This window comes from Methanomicrobiales archaeon HGW-Methanomicrobiales-1, from assembly GCA_002839675.1.
Lineage (GTDB): Archaea > Halobacteriota > Methanomicrobia > Methanomicrobiales > Methanospirillaceae > Methanoregula.
Window position 1 is genome coordinate 140,548 of sequence record PGYM01000001.1, and the last position, 16,537, is coordinate 157,084.

The following is a 16,537-nucleotide window of genomic DNA, read 5'->3' on the forward strand; positions in this document are numbered from 1 at the left end:
GAATCAGAACCTGACCACCATCACCGCCTCTTCTTCTTTTTTTAAGTCGCCCTTGAGATGTTCGGCATCGAAGTCATAAGCATCTCCGGGCTTATAGTCCTCGTAGAGCTCGCATTTGTCCAGCACATCGACAAATTCTTTTAAGAATATCCGGGGGATTACGTCAATCCGTCCCCCGAAACGCGTAGTGATCTTTTTGATCATGGCCCGGATAAAGCGGTGCGAGACCCGTTCGCGATCCGGTTCCGTGTATGCCTGGGCATAAACATCCACAACCTTGAGCGCCACCAGTTCGAGTTTTGAGGTATCGAACTTCTCCAGCAGGATCTGCGGCTGGCGGGGGTTGCGATAGGCATCGTTCTGCACCACGCTGATCCGGTCATAGAGCGGAGGGACGGAACGGATCCCGCGGGAACCGTCATACATGGCGGGCGTGCCGGTAAAGAGGAAGAAGCAGCGCGGCATATCGCCCCGGTCGAGGGCATCGATGATCTGCACGAGCGTGTGGTAACCCTTCTCCCGCTGGCTGCGCTGGAGCCCCTGCGTGGTCTCCATTTCGTCGACCGCAATCGCAATCCCGTTGTATCCCGCCCCGTGAATGATTGAGACCAGGCCCCGCAGGAAGAGAAACGCGATGGTGTCATCGATCTCGCCCTTGATCCCCGCTTTCTGCTTGAAGTCCCGCCCGATATTCGGTTCGCCGGCAATCCAGCCGAGTGCTGCCTGTGCCAGCTGGAAGTCGCCGGCATTGTTCGCCCGGTAATAGGTGCGCAGTGCCGCTGCAAGTGCGGTGTTGACCTCGCTGATACCGCTGAGTGCCGTTTCGATCTCCCGCTCGGTGGCCTCTTCAAGGGCAGCATCTTCAAGACCGCTTCCGCTCACGGAAAGCAGACGCTCTTCGATGGCAAAGAGCCAGTTGTCGAGAATTGTCTTGATCGCATGCTCTTCATTGCCGGTGCGGAGGTTGGCACAGACCTGCTGGTAGATTCCCTTGATCTTGTAGAGCGGGGTGGAGGACGATATGATCACATGCGAGGTGACAAACCCCTTGGTGCGGGCGATCTCAAGTGCCCGGGCAACCAGAAATGTCTTACCGCTCCCGTACTCGCCCCGGATAAACTTGAGATCCCCGCCGCTCTGGGCCACGTAATCCAGTTGTTTGCTGATCACACCCTCTTCAACATCGAGGCCGACAGCGATCCGTTCAAGCCCGCTCGCAGGAACCGTGCCCCTGCGTAACGCATTGATGATGTTGATGCTCTCGAGCCGGCGCTGGTCCATCCGTTCAGGTTCCGGTAAATTCATAGCCCTCTCCATCCTCCCCAACTCCTTTCTTTGCGATCAGTAACAATCCCTGTGCTTCTGCTTTCTGGATCAGGCGGTTGACGATCCCAACCACCCTGCGGGTTCCCAGCACTTTTCTCAAGTCCATCTCGCTTGCCATCCGGTGCAGCCGGATGAACTCAAGGATCTTTGCCTCCTGTTCCGTAAGGCCGAGCTGGTCCGTGATCACCTGCGCGGGAGGACCCGCTGCTGCCCGTTTTTTTACCCGCGGCACATTCATAATCGGGCGATCGGCTGCTGATTTCTCCTTGCAGGCCCGGATCAGGCTGAGGAAATCCTCAAGGTGAATGGCCCGGGTATGGGCTGGCATCACGTCCATCCCGCTCAGGCAGCAATATTTGCACCCCGCATAATCCTGCTCTTCGTGAGCATTGGTCCCGGCAATGAAATACGTCATTGCAAGGAGTTCAAGGCCTTCGGAATTCAGCGTAGCCCGCCGGGCTTCGAGTTTTGCAAGCAGCTGCTCCATCAGCCGCTTTAAGCGGTGCATAGTGCCGGTCTTATCCACGATCACAGTGGCAACCCGGCTCAGGTCAGCGCTTTTTTTCACGTTCGATAGAATGTAGAGCATCACTTTCTCGCATTCGCGTCCTTCACCGTGTGCATCGAGGAACTGCGCATAGGAAAGCCCACCCGTAAGGAAGTCTGCCCGGTACGCCCGGTAATACCAGGACCGGGCTTCTGCGGCATCACCGGCATCTTCGAATAACAGGGCGGTTTCGAGCAGGCTGGCAACGTTCACATCCTGCGAAACGTGATTCAGGAATCTCAGCTTTGCTTCTTCTGCAGGTACCCACGCGGTGAGGTGCCGGCGGTACCTGCTCACGATCGTCCGGAGCAGGTCCAGGTCATTCTTTGTTGCCAGTTCATCGCGGATCAACTGCTCATATGCAGCAAGGGCATCTTTTTTCCTCTCTTCTGTATCAGCCCGGATGGCCAGCAGATCGCAGACAAGAAGGCGGTATACCGGCCGGGGCGAGCGCTCTGCCAGCGCCCGTGCGGCACCGAGCGCATCCTCAGTTTTCCCATGTGTCTGCAGGAGCAGCACATAGTCAAAGTGGATCTCGCAATCCGTATCGGAACCGATGTGATCGGTATAGGCCTCAAATGAAGCCTGCACATCGTAACAGGAGAGAGCTGACAGGTATTTCCTCAGGACTGCGGGATCCCGGGTCTCTTTGTAGATCCGGTTCGCAGACTCCGCTGCTGCAGGGAAATTTCCGGTCCTGACCAGTGCATCCACATATTCATGGCCCGGCGCAGTCCCGCCCCCCAGTATGTCATGTGTGGTGAGTGCCTCTTCTGCCTCGCCAATTCCCAGGAGTGCCTGCATCAAGTGCCGGACATCTTCCTGTTTTCTTCCTGTCTGCACGAGCCGTTTGAAGACGGGCAGTGCTGCACGGTAATCCTTGTGGCCGAGAAGATATTCCGCATAACTCCGCAGGGCGTCCTGGTTGGAGGGATCGAGGTGGACGGCTGTTGCGTACTCCGCAATCGCGCCTTCGTCACTACGGGCTTCGAGCACTTTTGCCAGGTAACTGTGCACATAGGAAGAGTCCGGCATCTTCTGTGCCAGGTCCCGGAAAAATACCTCTGCATCGTCAAGTCTCCCCATGTAATAGAGGTTGGTTGCGGCAAGGACGTCGATCGCAGAATCCTTCCCGGACTCAAGGAGAAGGGAGCAAACCTGACCGGATTCGATATACCGGCCGTCTTCAAAAAGCCGGAACGCCTCTTTCTTCTGCTCTTCCCGGGATAATGGAATCATACGTTTCCTGAACCGAACCGGATCGCAAAAAGCCCCTTAAGCATCCGGAACATGTCCCGCTTCTGTACCCGCGAGTCCCCCTGGTTCTGCCAGATGATGGGAACTTCAGTTATGCTGTATCCTGCACGCTGCAGCCGCCAGAGCAGTTCGACATCGAACTCGAATCCCCGCGACGTCATCTGTGGCAAAACCGTATCGATTGCGGTTTTCCTGAATACCTTTGCCCCGCATTGCGTGTCATTGAAGGTGAGCCCGAAGAGCATCCGTATCAGGAGATTAAATGCCCGGCTCTCCATCCTGCGCATAAATCCCTGTCTCACGCGAAGTGTTGAACCCGGCACCCAGCGTGAACCGATCGCACAGTCGGAATCAGCAAGCCGGGAGAAAAGCCGGATCATCTCACCGATACTTGTAGATCCATCCGCATCGAAGTACCCCACCAGCGGCGCCCGTGCGGCATTGAGTCCTTCGATCACGCCGCCTCCCTTTCCCAGCCGGTGATCGAAAACGAGACAGCGGATCGTGAGATCCTTCCGGTTATCTGCGATCCTGCTGACACAATCAGCAGTCCTGTCGGTCCCGTCACAGACTACGATAAGTTCGCCGTCAAACACTGATATCTCATCAAAGAGGGACTGGATCCGGTTCTCCTCATTGTATGCGGGAATGACGAGACTGAACGATACGCCGGGATTGGTCATGACGGGCTTGCTCCAGGTAATAAAGATGTACAGGTGAAGAGTGTTACGCTATTGTATCGTATGCTTAAGCGGACTCTTCCGTAGCAACCGGTTTATTGTACTATATTCGTGGGCAGAGTGTCCCAATAACGTTACTGGTGTTTGAGCAGGTGCTGGCCAAGCACCGTTGTGGGGCGATATTTTTCTGCCATATGGAGCGCGGTTTTCCGGAGTTCGTGGTGTTCGGCAAGGCAACTTTCGGGTGGCGGACTTTTTCGGAGGATGGCTGATGTGTTCTCGGTGATCTGGATAAGTTCTGTTGCGATGACCGCATTGAGCCAGATGAGGTCGGCAAGCATCTCTTTTGTTTCAGGGTCCTGCATGGTGAATAGGTAAGTCCAACCATCATTATTAAGCAACCGGCTTTTCGACAAAGGCATATTCTTAATCTGTGTCCGGATAAATTCTCATACGAGAATCATGTCCTATCTTGAAAATATCCGGCAGCAGGGCCGGAATGCCAACCCGTTCTTTTGCCAGATGGGGATCGATATCGTCAGCTATGATGCAGGAACGGCAGTACTGAAAATGCAGGTCCGGCCCGACATGCTCAACGGGGTCGGCTGGCTCCAGGGTGGCATGCTCGTGGCGCTTGCCGATGAAGCGATTGCACTGGCTCTCTATACCCTGCTTAAAGAGAACGAAGGGATTGCCACCATCTCCGAGTCCACCAGTTTTGTCAAAGGGGTACGGGAGGGTGTGATCGTTGCCGAGGCAAAGGTGATCAAGAAGGGCAGGCGTGTTGCTTTTGCCGAGGCCGAAGTATTCCTGGAAAATGGCGAAAAGACGATGCTTTCCCGGACTTCGGCTGCCTTTGCCGTGACGGCAAAAGAATAAAAAAAGATTATTCCTTCTTATTTTGGGTCTTCTTCTCTTCTGGTTTTACTTCCGGTTTTCTGAATTTGATATACCAGACAGCGCCAATCGCGACAATGATTACCAGGGCAACGACCACCATCATGGTTGTCTGCGAGGCAGAGGCTGCTCCTTTCTGTGCAGCGGCAAGGCCGGCTGTTGCATCGCGGTTGCCGGGATCCGTTTCAAGGGCTTTGGTATAGGAATCCACTGCTGCGGTGTAATCTCCCATCTTTGAGAGCGTGTCGCCTTTGTTGATCAGGGCAGTTGTATAACCCGTCTCAAACTTGATGGCGTTGTTGTAGGCTGCGAGTGCGTCCTGATACTTTCCAAGATTATAGTTTGCATAGCCCTTGTTGTTCCAGAGCATCTTGTCCTCGGGATAGAGCGCGAGGCCCTGGTCAAAGGTCTGGATGGCATCATCATATTTTTTGAGCTGGATCTGTGCATAGCCCTTGTCGCGATAGGTGTACAGCAGGGCATCGGACATCTTGATCATGGAGGTGTTGGCTGCGAGCGCCTGGTCAAATGTTTCAATCGCCCTGGTATAGTCATTCGTGTTGAGGAGCACTTCCGCCCGGTTATAGAGGGTGGTTGCCTCGTCCTTCGGTGCATCGGCGTTTGGAGTTTCGTCCGCTGCGAGCACCGGCGGGATGAAGCAGGCAATCAATGCAAAGATTGCCAGGATATGAATAATCTGCCTGAAGTTCATAGCTACTCAGTGAGATGTTTTCGCAAATTAATCTTACTTAAACCATTGCCCGGTACCGGTGCAGATTACGCCAGCGGGAAAAGCCTGGTTTTATCCCGTTGCATTCAAGGAAGATAACACTATTAGGATTGTGAGTCAAATATAATGCAATCGGGGAGATTTTCGTGAAGTACATCATTATTACCGGCGGTGTGATGAGCGGTCTGGGCAAGGGCATTACCGCAGCATCAGTGGGACGGATTTTGCAGAACCGTGGCTACCGGGTCACAGCAGTCAAGATAGATCCCTACTTAAATATCGATGCGGGGACGATGAACCCGGCCCAGCACGGCGAAGTGTTCGTGCTCAAGGATGGCAGCGAAGTTGACCTTGACCTCGGCAACTACGAGCGGTTTTTAGACATTGAGTTGACCGCTGCTCACAATATTACTACCGGCAAGGTGTACCGGACGGTCATCGACAAGGAACGCCGCGGCGATTTCCTCGGCGAGACCGTGCAGATCATCCCCCACATCACCGACCAGATCAAGACCTGCATCCGGCAGGCCGCAGAAGAGGAGTTCCCGGATGGCACAAAAGCGGATATCTGCCTTGTGGAAGTTGGCGGCACGGTTGGTGATATCGAGAGCATGCCATTCTTAGAAGCAGTCCGCCAGATGCACGGCGAACTTCCCGAACACGATATCGTGCTCATCCACGTCACCCTGATTCCCGAAGATACGATGGGCGACATGAAGACCAAGCCCACCCAGCACTCGGTAAAAGCCCTGCGTGAACTCGGTCTTCATGCAGACATTATTGTCGGCAGGAGCGAGAACCCGATAAGTGCCGGTACAAAACGCAAGATATCCGCTTTCTGCGATCTCCCCCAGAAAGCTGTTATCTCTGCGGCAACCGCCCCGGATACGTACGCTGTCCCGATGGAGATGGAAAAGGAAGGCATTGCCGATGTGCTCTCCGCTCATCTCGGGCTCGATAAGAAAGAGGTCGACACCAGCTGGTACCGGGTGGTAAACAAGGAATATACCAACCGCGTGACAGTTGCAATCGTCAGCAAGTACGGCATCGAGGATGTCTATATCAGCATCAAGGAATCGCTCAAGCACGCAGGTCGTTCACTCTCCACTGAAGTGAAGATTGCCTGGCTGGATGCAGAACGCTATGAGCGGTGCCATCTCAAGGACTATGACGGCATCCTGATTCCCGGTGGGTTCGGGAAACGGGGCATTGAGGGCAAGATCGAAGCGATCCAGTTTGCCCGCGAGAACAAGGTGCCATTCCTCGGGCTCTGTCTCGGGTTCCAGCTGGCAACCGTGGAGTACGCCCGTCACGTGGCAGGTTTTGCCGATGCCACGAGCGAGGAGTTCGGCGAAGGCACCCACGTGATCGGGCTTCTGCCGGAACAGGAAGGTGTCAACGAACTCGGCGGGACCATGCGGCTGGGGAATTACACTGCAGATATCCGTGACGGCACGCTGGCAATGAAACTCTATAAGGAAAAGCAGGTTACCGAACGCCACCGGCACCGGTATGAAGTGAACCCGAAGTATATCGGGGACCTGGAGAAGGCAGGGCTCGTCTTTTCGGCAACCAATAAGAACCGGATGGAGTGCCTCGAACTTCCCGATCACCCGTTCTTCTTTGCCACGCAGTTCCACCCGGAGTTCCGGTCCCGGCCAACCCACCCGTCTCCCCCGTATCTCGGGTTTGTTGAGGCGTGCAGGGCAAACAAGAGGACAACTTAAAGGAGCAAAAGAATGGTCAATACAGAGAAATTCATTGCCAAATCCATTGCAGAGATCAAGACCGCAGCCGGTAATGATAAGGTGGTCATGGCCCTGTCGGGCGGCGTGGACAGCTCGGTCTGTGCGGTACTTGCGGCCCGTGCGATTGGCGACAATCTCATCCCTATCTATATCGATACCGGCCTGATGCGCAAAGGTGAGACCGAACGAATCCGGACGCTCTTTAGCGATATCCATCTCCAGATAGTCGATGCCAGTGATGAATTCCTTACATCGCTCAAGGGAATCACCGATCCCGAAGCCAAGCGGATGGCAATCGGCGAGCGGTTCATCCGGGTCTTCGAGCGCGAGGCAAAGAAGGTAGGGGCAAAATGCCTGTTGCAGGGCACCATCTACCCGGACCGCATCGAGAGCGAGGGCGGGATCAAGAGCCACCACAACGTGGGCGGTATGCCGCTGCACATGGAGTTCACGAAAGTGATCGAACCGATCCGCGACCTCTATAAGGATGAAGTGCGGGAAGTTGCCGGAGCCCTTGGTATGCCAAAGGAGATCCAGCACCGGATGCCATTCCCCGGCCCCGGGCTTGCGGTTCGTATCATCGGGGATATCACGAAAGAAAAAGTGGAGATCATCCGCGAGGCAAACTGGATCGTAGAAGACGAACTGGTCGAGAAGTACCGGCCCTGGCAGTGCTTTGCTGCACTCATTGGCCTTGGCACCGGGGTCAAAGGCGACAACCGGATCCACGGGTGGATCGTTGCGGTACGGGCCGTGAACTCCCGGGACGGAATGACGGCAGACCCGCTCGATATCCCCTTTGAGCACCTGGTGAGAATCGGCTCGAGAATTACAGCCGACATTCCCCGGGTTGCAAGAGTTGTCTATGATATCACGGCAAAACCGCCGGCAACCATTGAATATGAATAACGTGGAACAAAAACAAAGAAAGATCAAACAAAATCAACCAACAAAGAATTGTGATAAAAATGGAAACTACAAGCCAGTTCAAAGCCCTCGATGAACGCTACTTTATGCCTGCGTTCTCGCGGGACATGGCAATCGTCAAGGGCGAGGGATCAACCGTCTGGGATGCAGAAGGAAAACAGTATCTCGACTGTGTCGCAGGCATTGCAGTCTGCAGCACCGGGCACTGCCACCCGGCCGTGGTAAAAGCGATCTGTGACCAGGCACACCAGCTGATCCACTGCTCGAACCTCTATTACGTGCCGCACCAGGGGGATCTCGCAAAGAAACTCGTAGAAATTACGGGAATGCACAAAGCGTTTTTCTCCAACTCGGGAGCAGAAGCAACCGACGGGGCACTCAAGCTGGCCCGGGTCCGGACCGGAAGGAAGAAATTTGTTGCCTTTACCCATGGGTTCCACGGACGTACCGTAGGTTCACTCAGCGTTACACACAAGCCTGCCATCCGCGAGCCGTTCGAACCGCTCGGTATGGTCAAGACCTTTGTCGAATGGGGTGATCTTGACGCGCTGAAAAAGGTCGTGGACAAGGATACCGCCGGGGTCATCTTCGAACCGATCCAGGGTGAAGCAGGGGTTATCATCCCGCCCGACAGTTTCATTGAAGGCATCCGTGAAATCTGCGATGATGCCGGCGCTCTCATGATCGCCGATGAAGTCCAGACCGGCATGGGACGTACCGGTAAATGGCTTGCCATGCAGCACACCAAGGTGCAGGCCGATATTGTCACGCTCGCAAAAGGGATTGCGAGCGGGTTTCCCATGGGCGCACTTGTTGCCCGCGAAGACCTTGAGTTCAAAAAGAGCGAGCACGGGAGCACGTTTGCCGGTGGACCGCTTGCCTGTGCAGCAGCGCTTGCCACCATCGGTGTGATCGAGAAGATCCTTCCGGATGTTTCCCGGAAAGGCGAGCGGTTCGGCAAGGGTCTGGTTCAGTTGAACCCCCGTGTCCGCGGGCTGATGATCGGTATGACCATTGGCGACAAATGCCCGGATGTCCAGAAGAAATGTGCTGAAAATGGTGTGCTGGTCAACTGTGCAGCAGACGGGAACCTGCGTCTTGTCCCGCCGCTGGTGATTACCGATACCGAGATCGACCGCGTGGTCGGAGTGATCAATGGAGCACTTGGTTAGATCCTGCTATAAAAAAAAGAGCGGCTATGTCTTTGCCAAAAAAGCGGAGGATATCGCCCGCGAGTACGGGATAAGTAAGATTGCCCGGCTTGCCAGCAATGAGAATCCCGAACCTCTCTCTCCCGCTGCATTAGCCGCAGCTGAAGAGGCGCTGCGGACCGTCAACCGGTATCCCGATGAGCGGGTCAACATCCTGATGAATGCCCTGCGGGCATATTACGGCGACTATCACTTTGTTACCGGTGTCGGGATGGATGGCGTGATCGAGACGATCATCCGCACACTTGTCGAACCCGGAGAGACGGTGGCCATCTCCACCCCGACTTTTTCCTTCTATGCACTTGCGGCAATGGGCCAGGGTGCGGAAGTAATTACGATACCTCGGGAAGCGGATTTCTCGGTTGATTGCGGGAAACTGATTGAGGCTGCCAAAGAGGCAAAGATTACCGTTCTCTGTTCTCCCAATAATCCCACGGGAAATGCAACCTCTGTTGAAGCGGTTGCCGAGATCCTCGAGGGAATCGAAGGTCTTCTCTTCTTAGACAATGCCTATATCGAGTTCTCCGGTATCGACTATCTCCCCCTCATGAAAAAACACGAGAACCTTGTCTTAGGAAGGACATTTTCCAAGGTTTACTCTCTCGCCGGGCTCCGGATAGGGTATGCCTTCACCCCGCGCTGGCTTCCTCCCTGGTACCAGCGGGCCGGTACACCGTTTACCGTCAATTCGGTATCGGCAGCAGCGGCAGCAGCGGCATTGCCGGACAAGGAACGTGCAGAACGGTATATCGCGCAGGTGAAGCGGTGGCGCACCCGGTTTGCCGATGAGGTGAAGTACCCGGTGCTCCCTTCGGACGCGAACTTTGTCATGATCGATGTCGCACCTCACAAGAGCGATGCCATGGTCGAAAGCCTTGCAAGGAAAGGCGTTGTCGTCCGCTCGTGCAGGAGCTTTGCCGGTCTGCCCGACCACTACATCCGCGTGAGTGTCGGTGAGGACTGGGAGAACGAGTTATTCGTACAGGAGATCAACAAACTATGATGTGTGGCATCACCGGCACCCCGGGCACCGGCAAATCGCTTATCGGCGATGAGCTTGCCCGGCGGGGGCACACGGTTGTCCACCTGACCGCAACCGTAGGCCCCTATGTGATCGGCGATGATGAGGAGCGCGATGCACAAGTTATTGATGTGGATCGCTGGGCAGATGAGTTTGTCCCCGTCAACGGTTTTGTCGAGGGACATATCGCCCACCTGCTCCCTTGCGACAAGATTGTTGTTCTCCGCTGCCGACCCGATGAGCTGAAAAAACGGCTCGCCCAGCGGAAGTACCGGGAGATGAAGATCCGGGAGAACGCTGAAGCCGAGGCACTCGATGTCTGCCTCATCGAGACCGCAGATGAGTTTGAACCCTCGCAGATCTTTGAACTGGACACCACCGGCCAGGATGCCGCGTATTGTGCCGACCGGATCGAGGGATTTTACCGGGGAGAGATTCCCGCAGACTTCGGCCACCTCGACTGGTCGGAATTCCTGGAGATCTAAAACCATGACGCTCGACCAGTACCGTTCCCATGTAAAAGTATACTTTGATCCGCTCGTTGCCATTGCAATCCGGTGCCGGCTCACCCCGAACTTCTTTACGATCGCCGCCCTGATTGCTTCGGCCGCAGCTGGTATCCTGTTTTACCTGCGGCTCGAACTCTGGGGCGTTTTAGCCGTTGCCCTCAATGCATTCTGCGACTCGATGGACGGTGCGGTCGCCCGTGAGATGAAGTGCCAGAGCAAACGCGGGGACTTCCTCGATCATGCGGTGGACCGGTACGCGGATATCTTCATCATCACCGGTATCTTTGCCAGCGGCATGGTCCCGTGGCCAATCGGCGTGCTGGCACTCACCGGGGTCCTGATGTCATCCTATCTTGGCACGCAGGCACAGGCCGTGGGTGTCGGGCGCTATTACGGCGGGCTGCTGGGCAGGGCGGACCGGCTCGTCCTGATCATGGCAGTCGGCATTATTAATCTCGTTGCACCGATGATCTTCTTCGGGCTCGGCTGGTTCGGCTGGTTGTTGCTGTTCTTTGGTATATTCGGGCATATCACCGCGTTCCAGCGGTTTGCGTATGTGTGGGCGAAGGTGGAGTGATCTCTCCTTTTTTTGTTTACCCTCATAGCAATTTTCTCCTTTTTTCTCCTGACCCGTGAAGTTCTTCACCCTCTCCATCTGGTTTAATACGTGCCACAACGGATCATTTTTCTGTATGAATACATACGCACCAGCACTCATTTTCATCTGCATTGCTGCAGTCCTGCTTGCGGGCTGCACATCCCCCTCATCAACTCCGGTGGTGGAAGTCACCCCCACGATTCCCCCGACAACACCCTTACCGGCCGTCCCCGTTGATGACCAGACCTGCACAATTGATTCCGACTGTGTCCCGGCCCAGTGCTGCCACCCGACCGGTTGCGTCAGACAGGCAGCAAAACCTGACTGTACTGCTGCGCTCTGCACCATGAGCTGCGAAGGACCCCTTGACTGCGGCGCCGGCAGTTGCGGGTGCACGAATGGGAGATGCTCCGTAATACAGGCACAGCCCACAACGCCATCGCTCATTACTAAGACCTCGGTCACGCTCACCGCAAGTCCGCAGCGTTACTCCCCCATCATGTCATCCACCCCGGGGATAGGTATCACGGTCGATGCCAATGGTTTTGATGCAGCCCGATCCCGGTTCGCATGGAATGCCACGTACGGTAAGTTTTACTCGTGGGGCCCGGTAAATTACACCGTAGATGAGATAGGAAATACGGCCATCAATCATGGCGAGAAACTCTACTGGTCGTTTACCGAACAGCCTGCATCAACCATTGAGCCGGTGATCATTACGGTCACGGCCACCGATACAACAACGGGCAGACTGCTGGGAAGCTCGAATATCGTCCTGCAATGGGATGGCAATAACGCGGTCATGTTACGGGATACCCGGTAAGAACATATTTTTCCGTTTTCTCCCCGTTATCGCATACATCGGACGATCAGATCATAAAAAAGGATCCCGGCAGTTCCCACGCATCCGATGGATACACATAAAATGGATGCAGGTTAATCTGTTTTATCATCTGGTGATGAAGTCCACCATCAATCGCCCGAACAGGGCCGATGACTTCTGTTTTACCGGCACCGGTATCCGCATTGTTTTTGATCCCATCAAAAACATATCATTGCCGTCGTAAAATCACAATGGATGGAACAATTAAGAGCGAGGTTAACAATGTCACAACAACTCGGGGGACAACCCATTATAATTCTCAGGGAAGGATCAACGACGACCCACGGACAGGACGCCCAGAACAGTAATTTTGCCGCTGCACGAGCCGTTGCTACTGCAGTCCAGTCAACCCTTGGCCCCCGGGGCATGGACAAGATGCTCGTCGATGGTATTGGGGATATTACCATCACCAACGACGGGGTCACTATCTTAAAGGAGCTCGATATAGATCACCCGGCCGCAAAGATGATGGTCGAGATCGCAAAGACGCAGGATGCTGAAGTCGGCGATGGAACGACAACATCCGTAGTCATTGCCGGCGAACTCTTAAAGAACGCCGAAGCACTGCTCAAACAGGGTGTCCACCCGACCAGTATCGCCGAGGGTTACCGGATGGCCGCATCGAAGTCGCTCGAGCTGCTCGATAAATACGCCATCACCGTCAAGCCAACCGATACCGCGATACTCAAGAAGATCGCAGAGACTGCACTCACCGGCAAGAACTCCGAAGTGGCAAAAGGCCACCTCTGCGATATCATTGTCAGGGCAATCTCCTTCGTCACCGATGCTGACGGTAAAGCCGATCTTGCCCACATCAACGTGGAAAAGAAGGTTGGCGGCTCGGTGGATGACTCGGCCCTTGTCGAGGGCATGGTCATCAGTAAGGAACGTGCAAACCCGGGCATGCCCAAGCTCGTCAAGGATGCAAAGATCCTGCTCCTCAATGCAGCCCTTGAATACAAAAAGACCGAAGTGAACGCAAAGATCAACATCTCCTCACCCGGGCAGGCACAGGCATTCCTCGATGGAGAGGAACAGATGGTCCACGACATGGTGGACAAGGTCATCAAGAGCAAGGCAAACGTTGTCATCTGCCAGAAAGGCATTGACGATGTTGCCCAGCACTACCTGACAAAGGCCGGTATCCTTGCCGTCCGCAGGGTAAAAAAGAGCGATGTTGAGAACCTTGCCCGTGCAACGGGTGCAAGTATCGTCAACAGCGTGGATACAATCACGGCAAAGGATCTCGGCATGGCCGGCCTTGTCGAAGAGAAAACTATCTCGAACGACGATATGATCTATATCTCGAAATGCAAAAACCCCAAAGCGGTCTCCATCATTGTCCGTGGGGGAACCGAGCATGTGGTTGATGAACTCGAGCGGGCAATCCACGATGCCCTCATGGTCGTCAGTGTCGTAGTTTCCGGCAAAAAGATTGTGCCCGGCGGCGGTGCTCCTGAAACCGAACTCTCGTTAAGACTCCGCCAGTATGCCTCAACCATTGGTGGCCGCAACCAGCTTGCCATCGAATCCTTTGCAAGCGCAATGGAGATCATCCCCCTCGTTCTTGCCGAGAATGCAGGGCTTAATCCGATCGATATGTTAGTCGACCTCCGTGCAGCCCATGAATCGGGCAAGAAGACCTACGGGATTGATATCAGTGCCGGCAAACCTGCTGACATGCTCAAGGCAGGAGTCGTAGAACCCCTGCGGGTAAAGACCCAGGCAATCTCCAGCGCTGCGGAGGCAGCAGTCATGATCCTCCGCATTGACGACGTCATTGCATCGTCCCAGTCCGGTGCCCCGGGCGGTATGGGCGGTATGCCCCCCGGCATGGGTGGAATGCCACCCGGCATGGGCGGCTATTAAAACAATAATTTTCTTTCTTTTTTTAATTGGGTGATATCCCGAATTGTAGTTCGTTTGAATTCTGTTTGAAAAGTACATAAACCGTGAGTTCGGTGATTGAAAAATAAAAATTCATTACTATTATGAGGGTCCCCCGCCTCAGGGCCTCTCCGAGGCACGGCGGGGCAAGGAGGTTTTAACATATTTCAGCAGTCATCGTTCCGCCGCGAAGTGCGCTGATTTTACCCTGCTCGATTACCGCTCAATATTGCGAAAGCCGTCAGAATGGTTAATGAAAAAAACTCAGTACCGGGGGTCAAGGGGACGCTCCCCTTGGGCTGCCTCCCCCTCTGGGGGAGAGAGGGGGTCACTCTCCTTTCTGTTGCTGAGATTTTTTTATAAATTGTGTTTGTGCAGGTCACAAAAAAAGGGGAACGGAATTTACTCCCCGCTCTCCTCTCCCGCAATCCCCCGGATATACTCCAGCGCCGCAACCGCATCGACCCGCTTCTGGTCGCAGGCATGCAGTTTTACCCAGGTTAAGAACCGCTCCTGCGTCTCTAAGGCAAGTGTCGCACCTGCTGCTGATACAATCCTCCCGTATGTCCTTTGCGGGTAGAAGACGGATTGTGCAGCCGCAAGCAGGGCTGCATGTTCCGGTGCCGTAATAATTCCCTGCTGTTCCGCCTCTTTGAGGGTGAACCGTATATTGATGAGTGGCTCAGATAGCGAGAGCCCAGTCTCGGGATCGAAGACAAGGGCGACCTCATCATCGGCGATCAACTCCCCGCTCTTATACATCTGGTAGATCTCCCCGATGCCCACCATGCCGAGCGTATCCATCTCGGCTGCCCGGAGAGCGCCCATGCTCGATGAGCCGACCACCCGGATGCCGCCTTTCACTGCTGCAAGGATCTCGCGGTGGGCAACGGCCGATTCCTGGTGGAAGACGCCATCGATCAGGCCGATGATGGTTGCACCCTCCCGTGCCGCTGTGATAAGATCGCCCCGTTTAGCAGGAGGCCGGTAGTCGGCAGGGAGGATCTTTTCTGCCGATTTTCTATCAAGACTTGGGCCGAGAAATACGATGATCTTTGGCATGCTTCACCCGTTCGCCCCGGCGTTCGGGGTCCATTGCAAAGACTTCCAGGCCCGGCACAATCACCCGCACGACCGGAATCCCGATCTCTTCTCTTGTCAGGTCAACGACGATGACCCGGTCGAGTCCCTTCGTTCCCAGGGCTTCGATGACATTATGGATGTCTTTTAAGAAATCATCGGTATCCGACGAAGGAATCTTTGCGTAATCCACGGTCCCGTTATCCCGGTACCAGTACCCGTTGATCCGTTTCGCCCGCTCGTAGCCCATCTTCTTGCGGAGATCGGCGAGAGTGGTGTCTTCCCGTGCCCCGTGGATCTGGGTGAGCCGGCTCTGGGCCACTTCGGTAAGCGCCCGCATAACGGCGATCCGTGCGCTGGTATGCGTCCCGATGCCGATGGTGAGGAGACTCGGGTCTTTTAAGAGCACGTCATCTGCTACTGCGGCGATCGTCGGGATACCGATGTCACTGGTAATGTCCCGAATCGTGACCTCGACCTGGGCATCGGCAAACTTCTTCTGCATGTCCATGATCACCGGGTCATCGATACCCACAACCGCGGGGCCGGTGTTCCGGGTGGTCTCAACCAGCGACCACGCGTCCCGTTCGATGACCTCGGACAGGGCATGGAAGATCGCCTCTTCCATCGTGTTTCCCGAGGCTAGGCCGTTTGAGTTCGTGCGGAAAGGCCCGCGGTGCCGGGGTGGGACCGGGTGGAAGACCGCAAAGGCCGGGACCCAGACCGTCTGGTTATTGACGATATCGTATCCCTGGCACCAGGACATGAACCGGTCTGTTGTGGCACCTTCCGGCATGATCAGGTCATTGGGATTGATGACGGGCTCGATTCCTTCAAGTTCCTGGAACAGTGCTACCCGGATATCCCGGTCATGCACCTCGGCCGAATACCGCTCGATCCCCTCCATGATCGCCGATATCCGCGACTCTTCAATGGTTGCGCCTTTCCCGTTGTACACGGTGATCGCACCGTCTTCTGCCGTCGGGCGGATGCAGGAGAAGACCGGTATCCCGATCCGGTCAAGGCTCGTGATATCCGCAACCCGGGTGATGCCGGCAGTGGGAACTTTGGGTTCGATGCGGGCAAGTGTCTCATCTAACGGACTCGCCCGCTGTGTCTCGATGTTGTAGGTCTTTTTGCAGGAGTGGAGCTGCATGGAAAAGTCTCTTAAGTAGTAGGTGGGTACTTTTCGGGTTTATACATGCCCATACGTGGTTAGAGGAAAAATAAATGGGC

16 protein-coding genes are annotated in these 16,537 nt (G+C 55.1%); 9 read left to right on the top strand and 7 right to left on the bottom strand.

The genetic code is table 11. The features are described from left to right. Positions 1–3: 3 nt before the first annotated feature. The 4 genes from CVV30_00715 to CVV30_00730 form a co-directional block, all read right to left on the bottom strand. Positions 4–1,305, bottom strand: a complete 1,302-nt coding sequence (locus tag CVV30_00715; protein PKL69928.1) for a BREX system ATP-binding protein BrxD — start codon at positions 1,303–1,305, stop codon at positions 4–6. Then, positions 1,286–3,112 carry a hypothetical protein gene (locus CVV30_00720; GenBank protein ID PKL69929.1) on the bottom strand — a complete coding sequence of 609 codons (1,827 nt, stop codon included), beginning with the start codon at positions 3,110–3,112 and terminating at the stop codon, positions 1,286–1,288. Before CVV30_00720 ends, CVV30_00715 begins: the two co-directional genes overlap by 20 nt. After that, a complete protein-coding gene (locus CVV30_00725; protein PKL69930.1) occupies positions 3,109–3,813 on the bottom strand; it encodes a glycosyl transferase in 705 nt (234 codons plus the stop codon). Before CVV30_00725 ends, CVV30_00720 begins: the two co-directional genes overlap by 4 nt. Before the next feature lie 131 nt (positions 3,814–3,944). Next, the gene (locus CVV30_00730) at positions 3,945–4,175 is read right to left on the bottom strand and encodes a hypothetical protein (protein ID PKL69931.1); all 231 of its coding nucleotides are present in this window, start codon (positions 4,173–4,175) and stop codon (positions 3,945–3,947) included. 97 nt (positions 4,176–4,272) lie between these two features. On the opposite strand from CVV30_00730, the gene CVV30_00735 reads away from it, so the two are divergent. Beyond that, positions 4,273–4,689: a phenylacetic acid degradation protein gene (locus tag CVV30_00735; protein ID PKL69932.1), complete on the top strand. Its 417-nt coding sequence runs from the start codon at positions 4,273–4,275 to the stop codon at positions 4,687–4,689. A 7-nt stretch (positions 4,690–4,696) separates the two neighbouring features. On the opposite strand, the gene CVV30_00740 is transcribed toward CVV30_00735, so the two are convergent. Continuing rightward, positions 4,697–5,419 (bottom strand): hypothetical protein, encoded by a 723-nt coding sequence (locus tag CVV30_00740; protein PKL69933.1) that lies wholly within the window; start codon positions 5,417–5,419, stop codon positions 4,697–4,699. Positions 5,420–5,583: 164 nt separating this feature from the next. Between CVV30_00740 and CVV30_00745 the strand changes: the two genes are divergently transcribed. The 8 genes from CVV30_00745 to CVV30_00780 all read left to right on the top strand — a co-directional run bounded on the left by CVV30_00745 (position 5,584) and on the right by CVV30_00780 (position 14,203). Then, positions 5,584–7,164 (top strand): CTP synthase, encoded by a 1,581-nt coding sequence (locus CVV30_00745; GenBank protein ID PKL69934.1) that lies wholly within the window; start codon positions 5,584–5,586, stop codon positions 7,162–7,164. 12 nt (positions 7,165–7,176) lie between these two features. Continuing rightward, positions 7,177–8,094 carry a glutamine-hydrolyzing GMP synthase subunit GuaA gene (locus tag CVV30_00750; GenBank protein ID PKL69935.1) on the top strand — a complete coding sequence of 306 codons (918 nt, stop codon included), beginning with the start codon at positions 7,177–7,179 and terminating at the stop codon, positions 8,092–8,094. Between the two features lie 59 nt (positions 8,095–8,153). Further along, positions 8,154–9,284 carry an aspartate aminotransferase family protein gene (locus CVV30_00755; protein ID PKL69936.1) on the top strand — a complete coding sequence of 377 codons (1,131 nt, stop codon included), beginning with the start codon at positions 8,154–8,156 and terminating at the stop codon, positions 9,282–9,284. Continuing rightward, entirely contained in the window at positions 9,268–10,326 is a 1,059-nt protein-coding gene (locus CVV30_00760) for a histidinol-phosphate transaminase (GenBank protein PKL69937.1), read from the top strand. The genes CVV30_00755 and CVV30_00760 overlap by 17 nt, the downstream gene beginning before the upstream one ends. Further along, positions 10,323–10,829, top strand: coding sequence for an adenylate kinase (locus CVV30_00765; protein ID PKL69938.1), 507 nt, complete (start codon positions 10,323–10,325; stop codon positions 10,827–10,829). Before CVV30_00760 ends, CVV30_00765 begins: the two co-directional genes overlap by 4 nt. Positions 10,830–10,833: 4 nt before the next feature. After that, positions 10,834–11,430 carry a CDP-alcohol phosphatidyltransferase family protein gene (locus CVV30_00770; protein ID PKL69939.1) on the top strand — a complete coding sequence of 199 codons (597 nt, stop codon included), beginning with the start codon at positions 10,834–10,836 and terminating at the stop codon, positions 11,428–11,430. A 115-nt stretch (positions 11,431–11,545) separates the two neighbouring features. Then, entirely contained in the window at positions 11,546–12,274 is a 729-nt protein-coding gene (locus CVV30_00775) for a hypothetical protein (protein ID PKL69940.1), read from the top strand. A gap of 282 nt (positions 12,275–12,556) precedes the next feature. After that, on the top strand, positions 12,557–14,203 hold the full coding sequence (locus CVV30_00780; protein PKL69941.1) for a thermosome subunit: 1,647 nt from the start codon (positions 12,557–12,559) through the stop codon (positions 14,201–14,203). 420 nt (positions 14,204–14,623) lie between these two features. On the opposite strand, the gene CVV30_00785 is transcribed toward CVV30_00780, so the two are convergent. Next, complete coding sequence (locus CVV30_00785) at positions 14,624–15,283, bottom strand: TfuA-related McrA-glycine thioamidation protein (protein ID PKL69942.1); 660 nt, start codon at positions 15,281–15,283, stop codon at positions 14,624–14,626. Continuing rightward, positions 15,246–16,457, bottom strand: a complete 1,212-nt coding sequence (locus tag CVV30_00790) for a YcaO-related McrA-glycine thioamidation protein (protein PKL69943.1) — start codon at positions 16,455–16,457, stop codon at positions 15,246–15,248. The genes CVV30_00785 and CVV30_00790 overlap by 38 nt, the downstream gene beginning before the upstream one ends. Positions 16,458–16,537 lie beyond the last annotated feature (80 nt).

Bases quoted from the DNA above. Each gene is read 5' to 3' on its own strand.
- CVV30_00715 (PKL69928.1), bottom strand. From the start codon at position 1,305: ATGAATTTACCGGAACCTGAACGGATGGACCAGCGCCGGCTCGAGAGC.
- CVV30_00785 (PKL69942.1), bottom strand. From the start codon at position 15,283: ATGCCAAAGATCATCGTATTTCTCGGCCCAAGTCTTGATAGAAAATCG.
- CVV30_00730 (PKL69931.1), bottom strand. From the start codon at position 4,175: ATGCAGGACCCTGAAACAAAAGAGATGCTTGCCGACCTCATCTGGCTC.
- CVV30_00765 (PKL69938.1), top strand. From the start codon at position 10,323: ATGATGTGTGGCATCACCGGCACCCCGGGCACCGGCAAATCGCTTATC.
- CVV30_00755 (PKL69936.1), top strand. From the start codon at position 8,154: ATGGAAACTACAAGCCAGTTCAAAGCCCTCGATGAACGCTACTTTATG.
- CVV30_00720 (PKL69929.1), bottom strand. From the start codon at position 3,112: ATGATTCCATTATCCCGGGAAGAGCAGAAGAAAGAGGCGTTCCGGCTT.
- CVV30_00790 (PKL69943.1), bottom strand. From the start codon at position 16,457: ATGCAGCTCCACTCCTGCAAAAAGACCTACAACATCGAGACACAGCGG.
- CVV30_00780 (PKL69941.1), top strand. From the start codon at position 12,557: ATGTCACAACAACTCGGGGGACAACCCATTATAATTCTCAGGGAAGGA.
- CVV30_00735 (PKL69932.1), top strand. From the start codon at position 4,273: ATGTCCTATCTTGAAAATATCCGGCAGCAGGGCCGGAATGCCAACCCG.
- CVV30_00750 (PKL69935.1), top strand. From the start codon at position 7,177: ATGGTCAATACAGAGAAATTCATTGCCAAATCCATTGCAGAGATCAAG.
- CVV30_00775 (PKL69940.1), top strand. From the start codon at position 11,546: ATGAATACATACGCACCAGCACTCATTTTCATCTGCATTGCTGCAGTC.
- CVV30_00770 (PKL69939.1), top strand. From the start codon at position 10,834: ATGACGCTCGACCAGTACCGTTCCCATGTAAAAGTATACTTTGATCCG.
- CVV30_00725 (PKL69930.1), bottom strand. From the start codon at position 3,813: ATGACCAATCCCGGCGTATCGTTCAGTCTCGTCATTCCCGCATACAAT.
- CVV30_00740 (PKL69933.1), bottom strand. From the start codon at position 5,419: ATGAACTTCAGGCAGATTATTCATATCCTGGCAATCTTTGCATTGATT.
- CVV30_00760 (PKL69937.1), top strand. From the start codon at position 9,268: ATGGAGCACTTGGTTAGATCCTGCTATAAAAAAAAGAGCGGCTATGTC.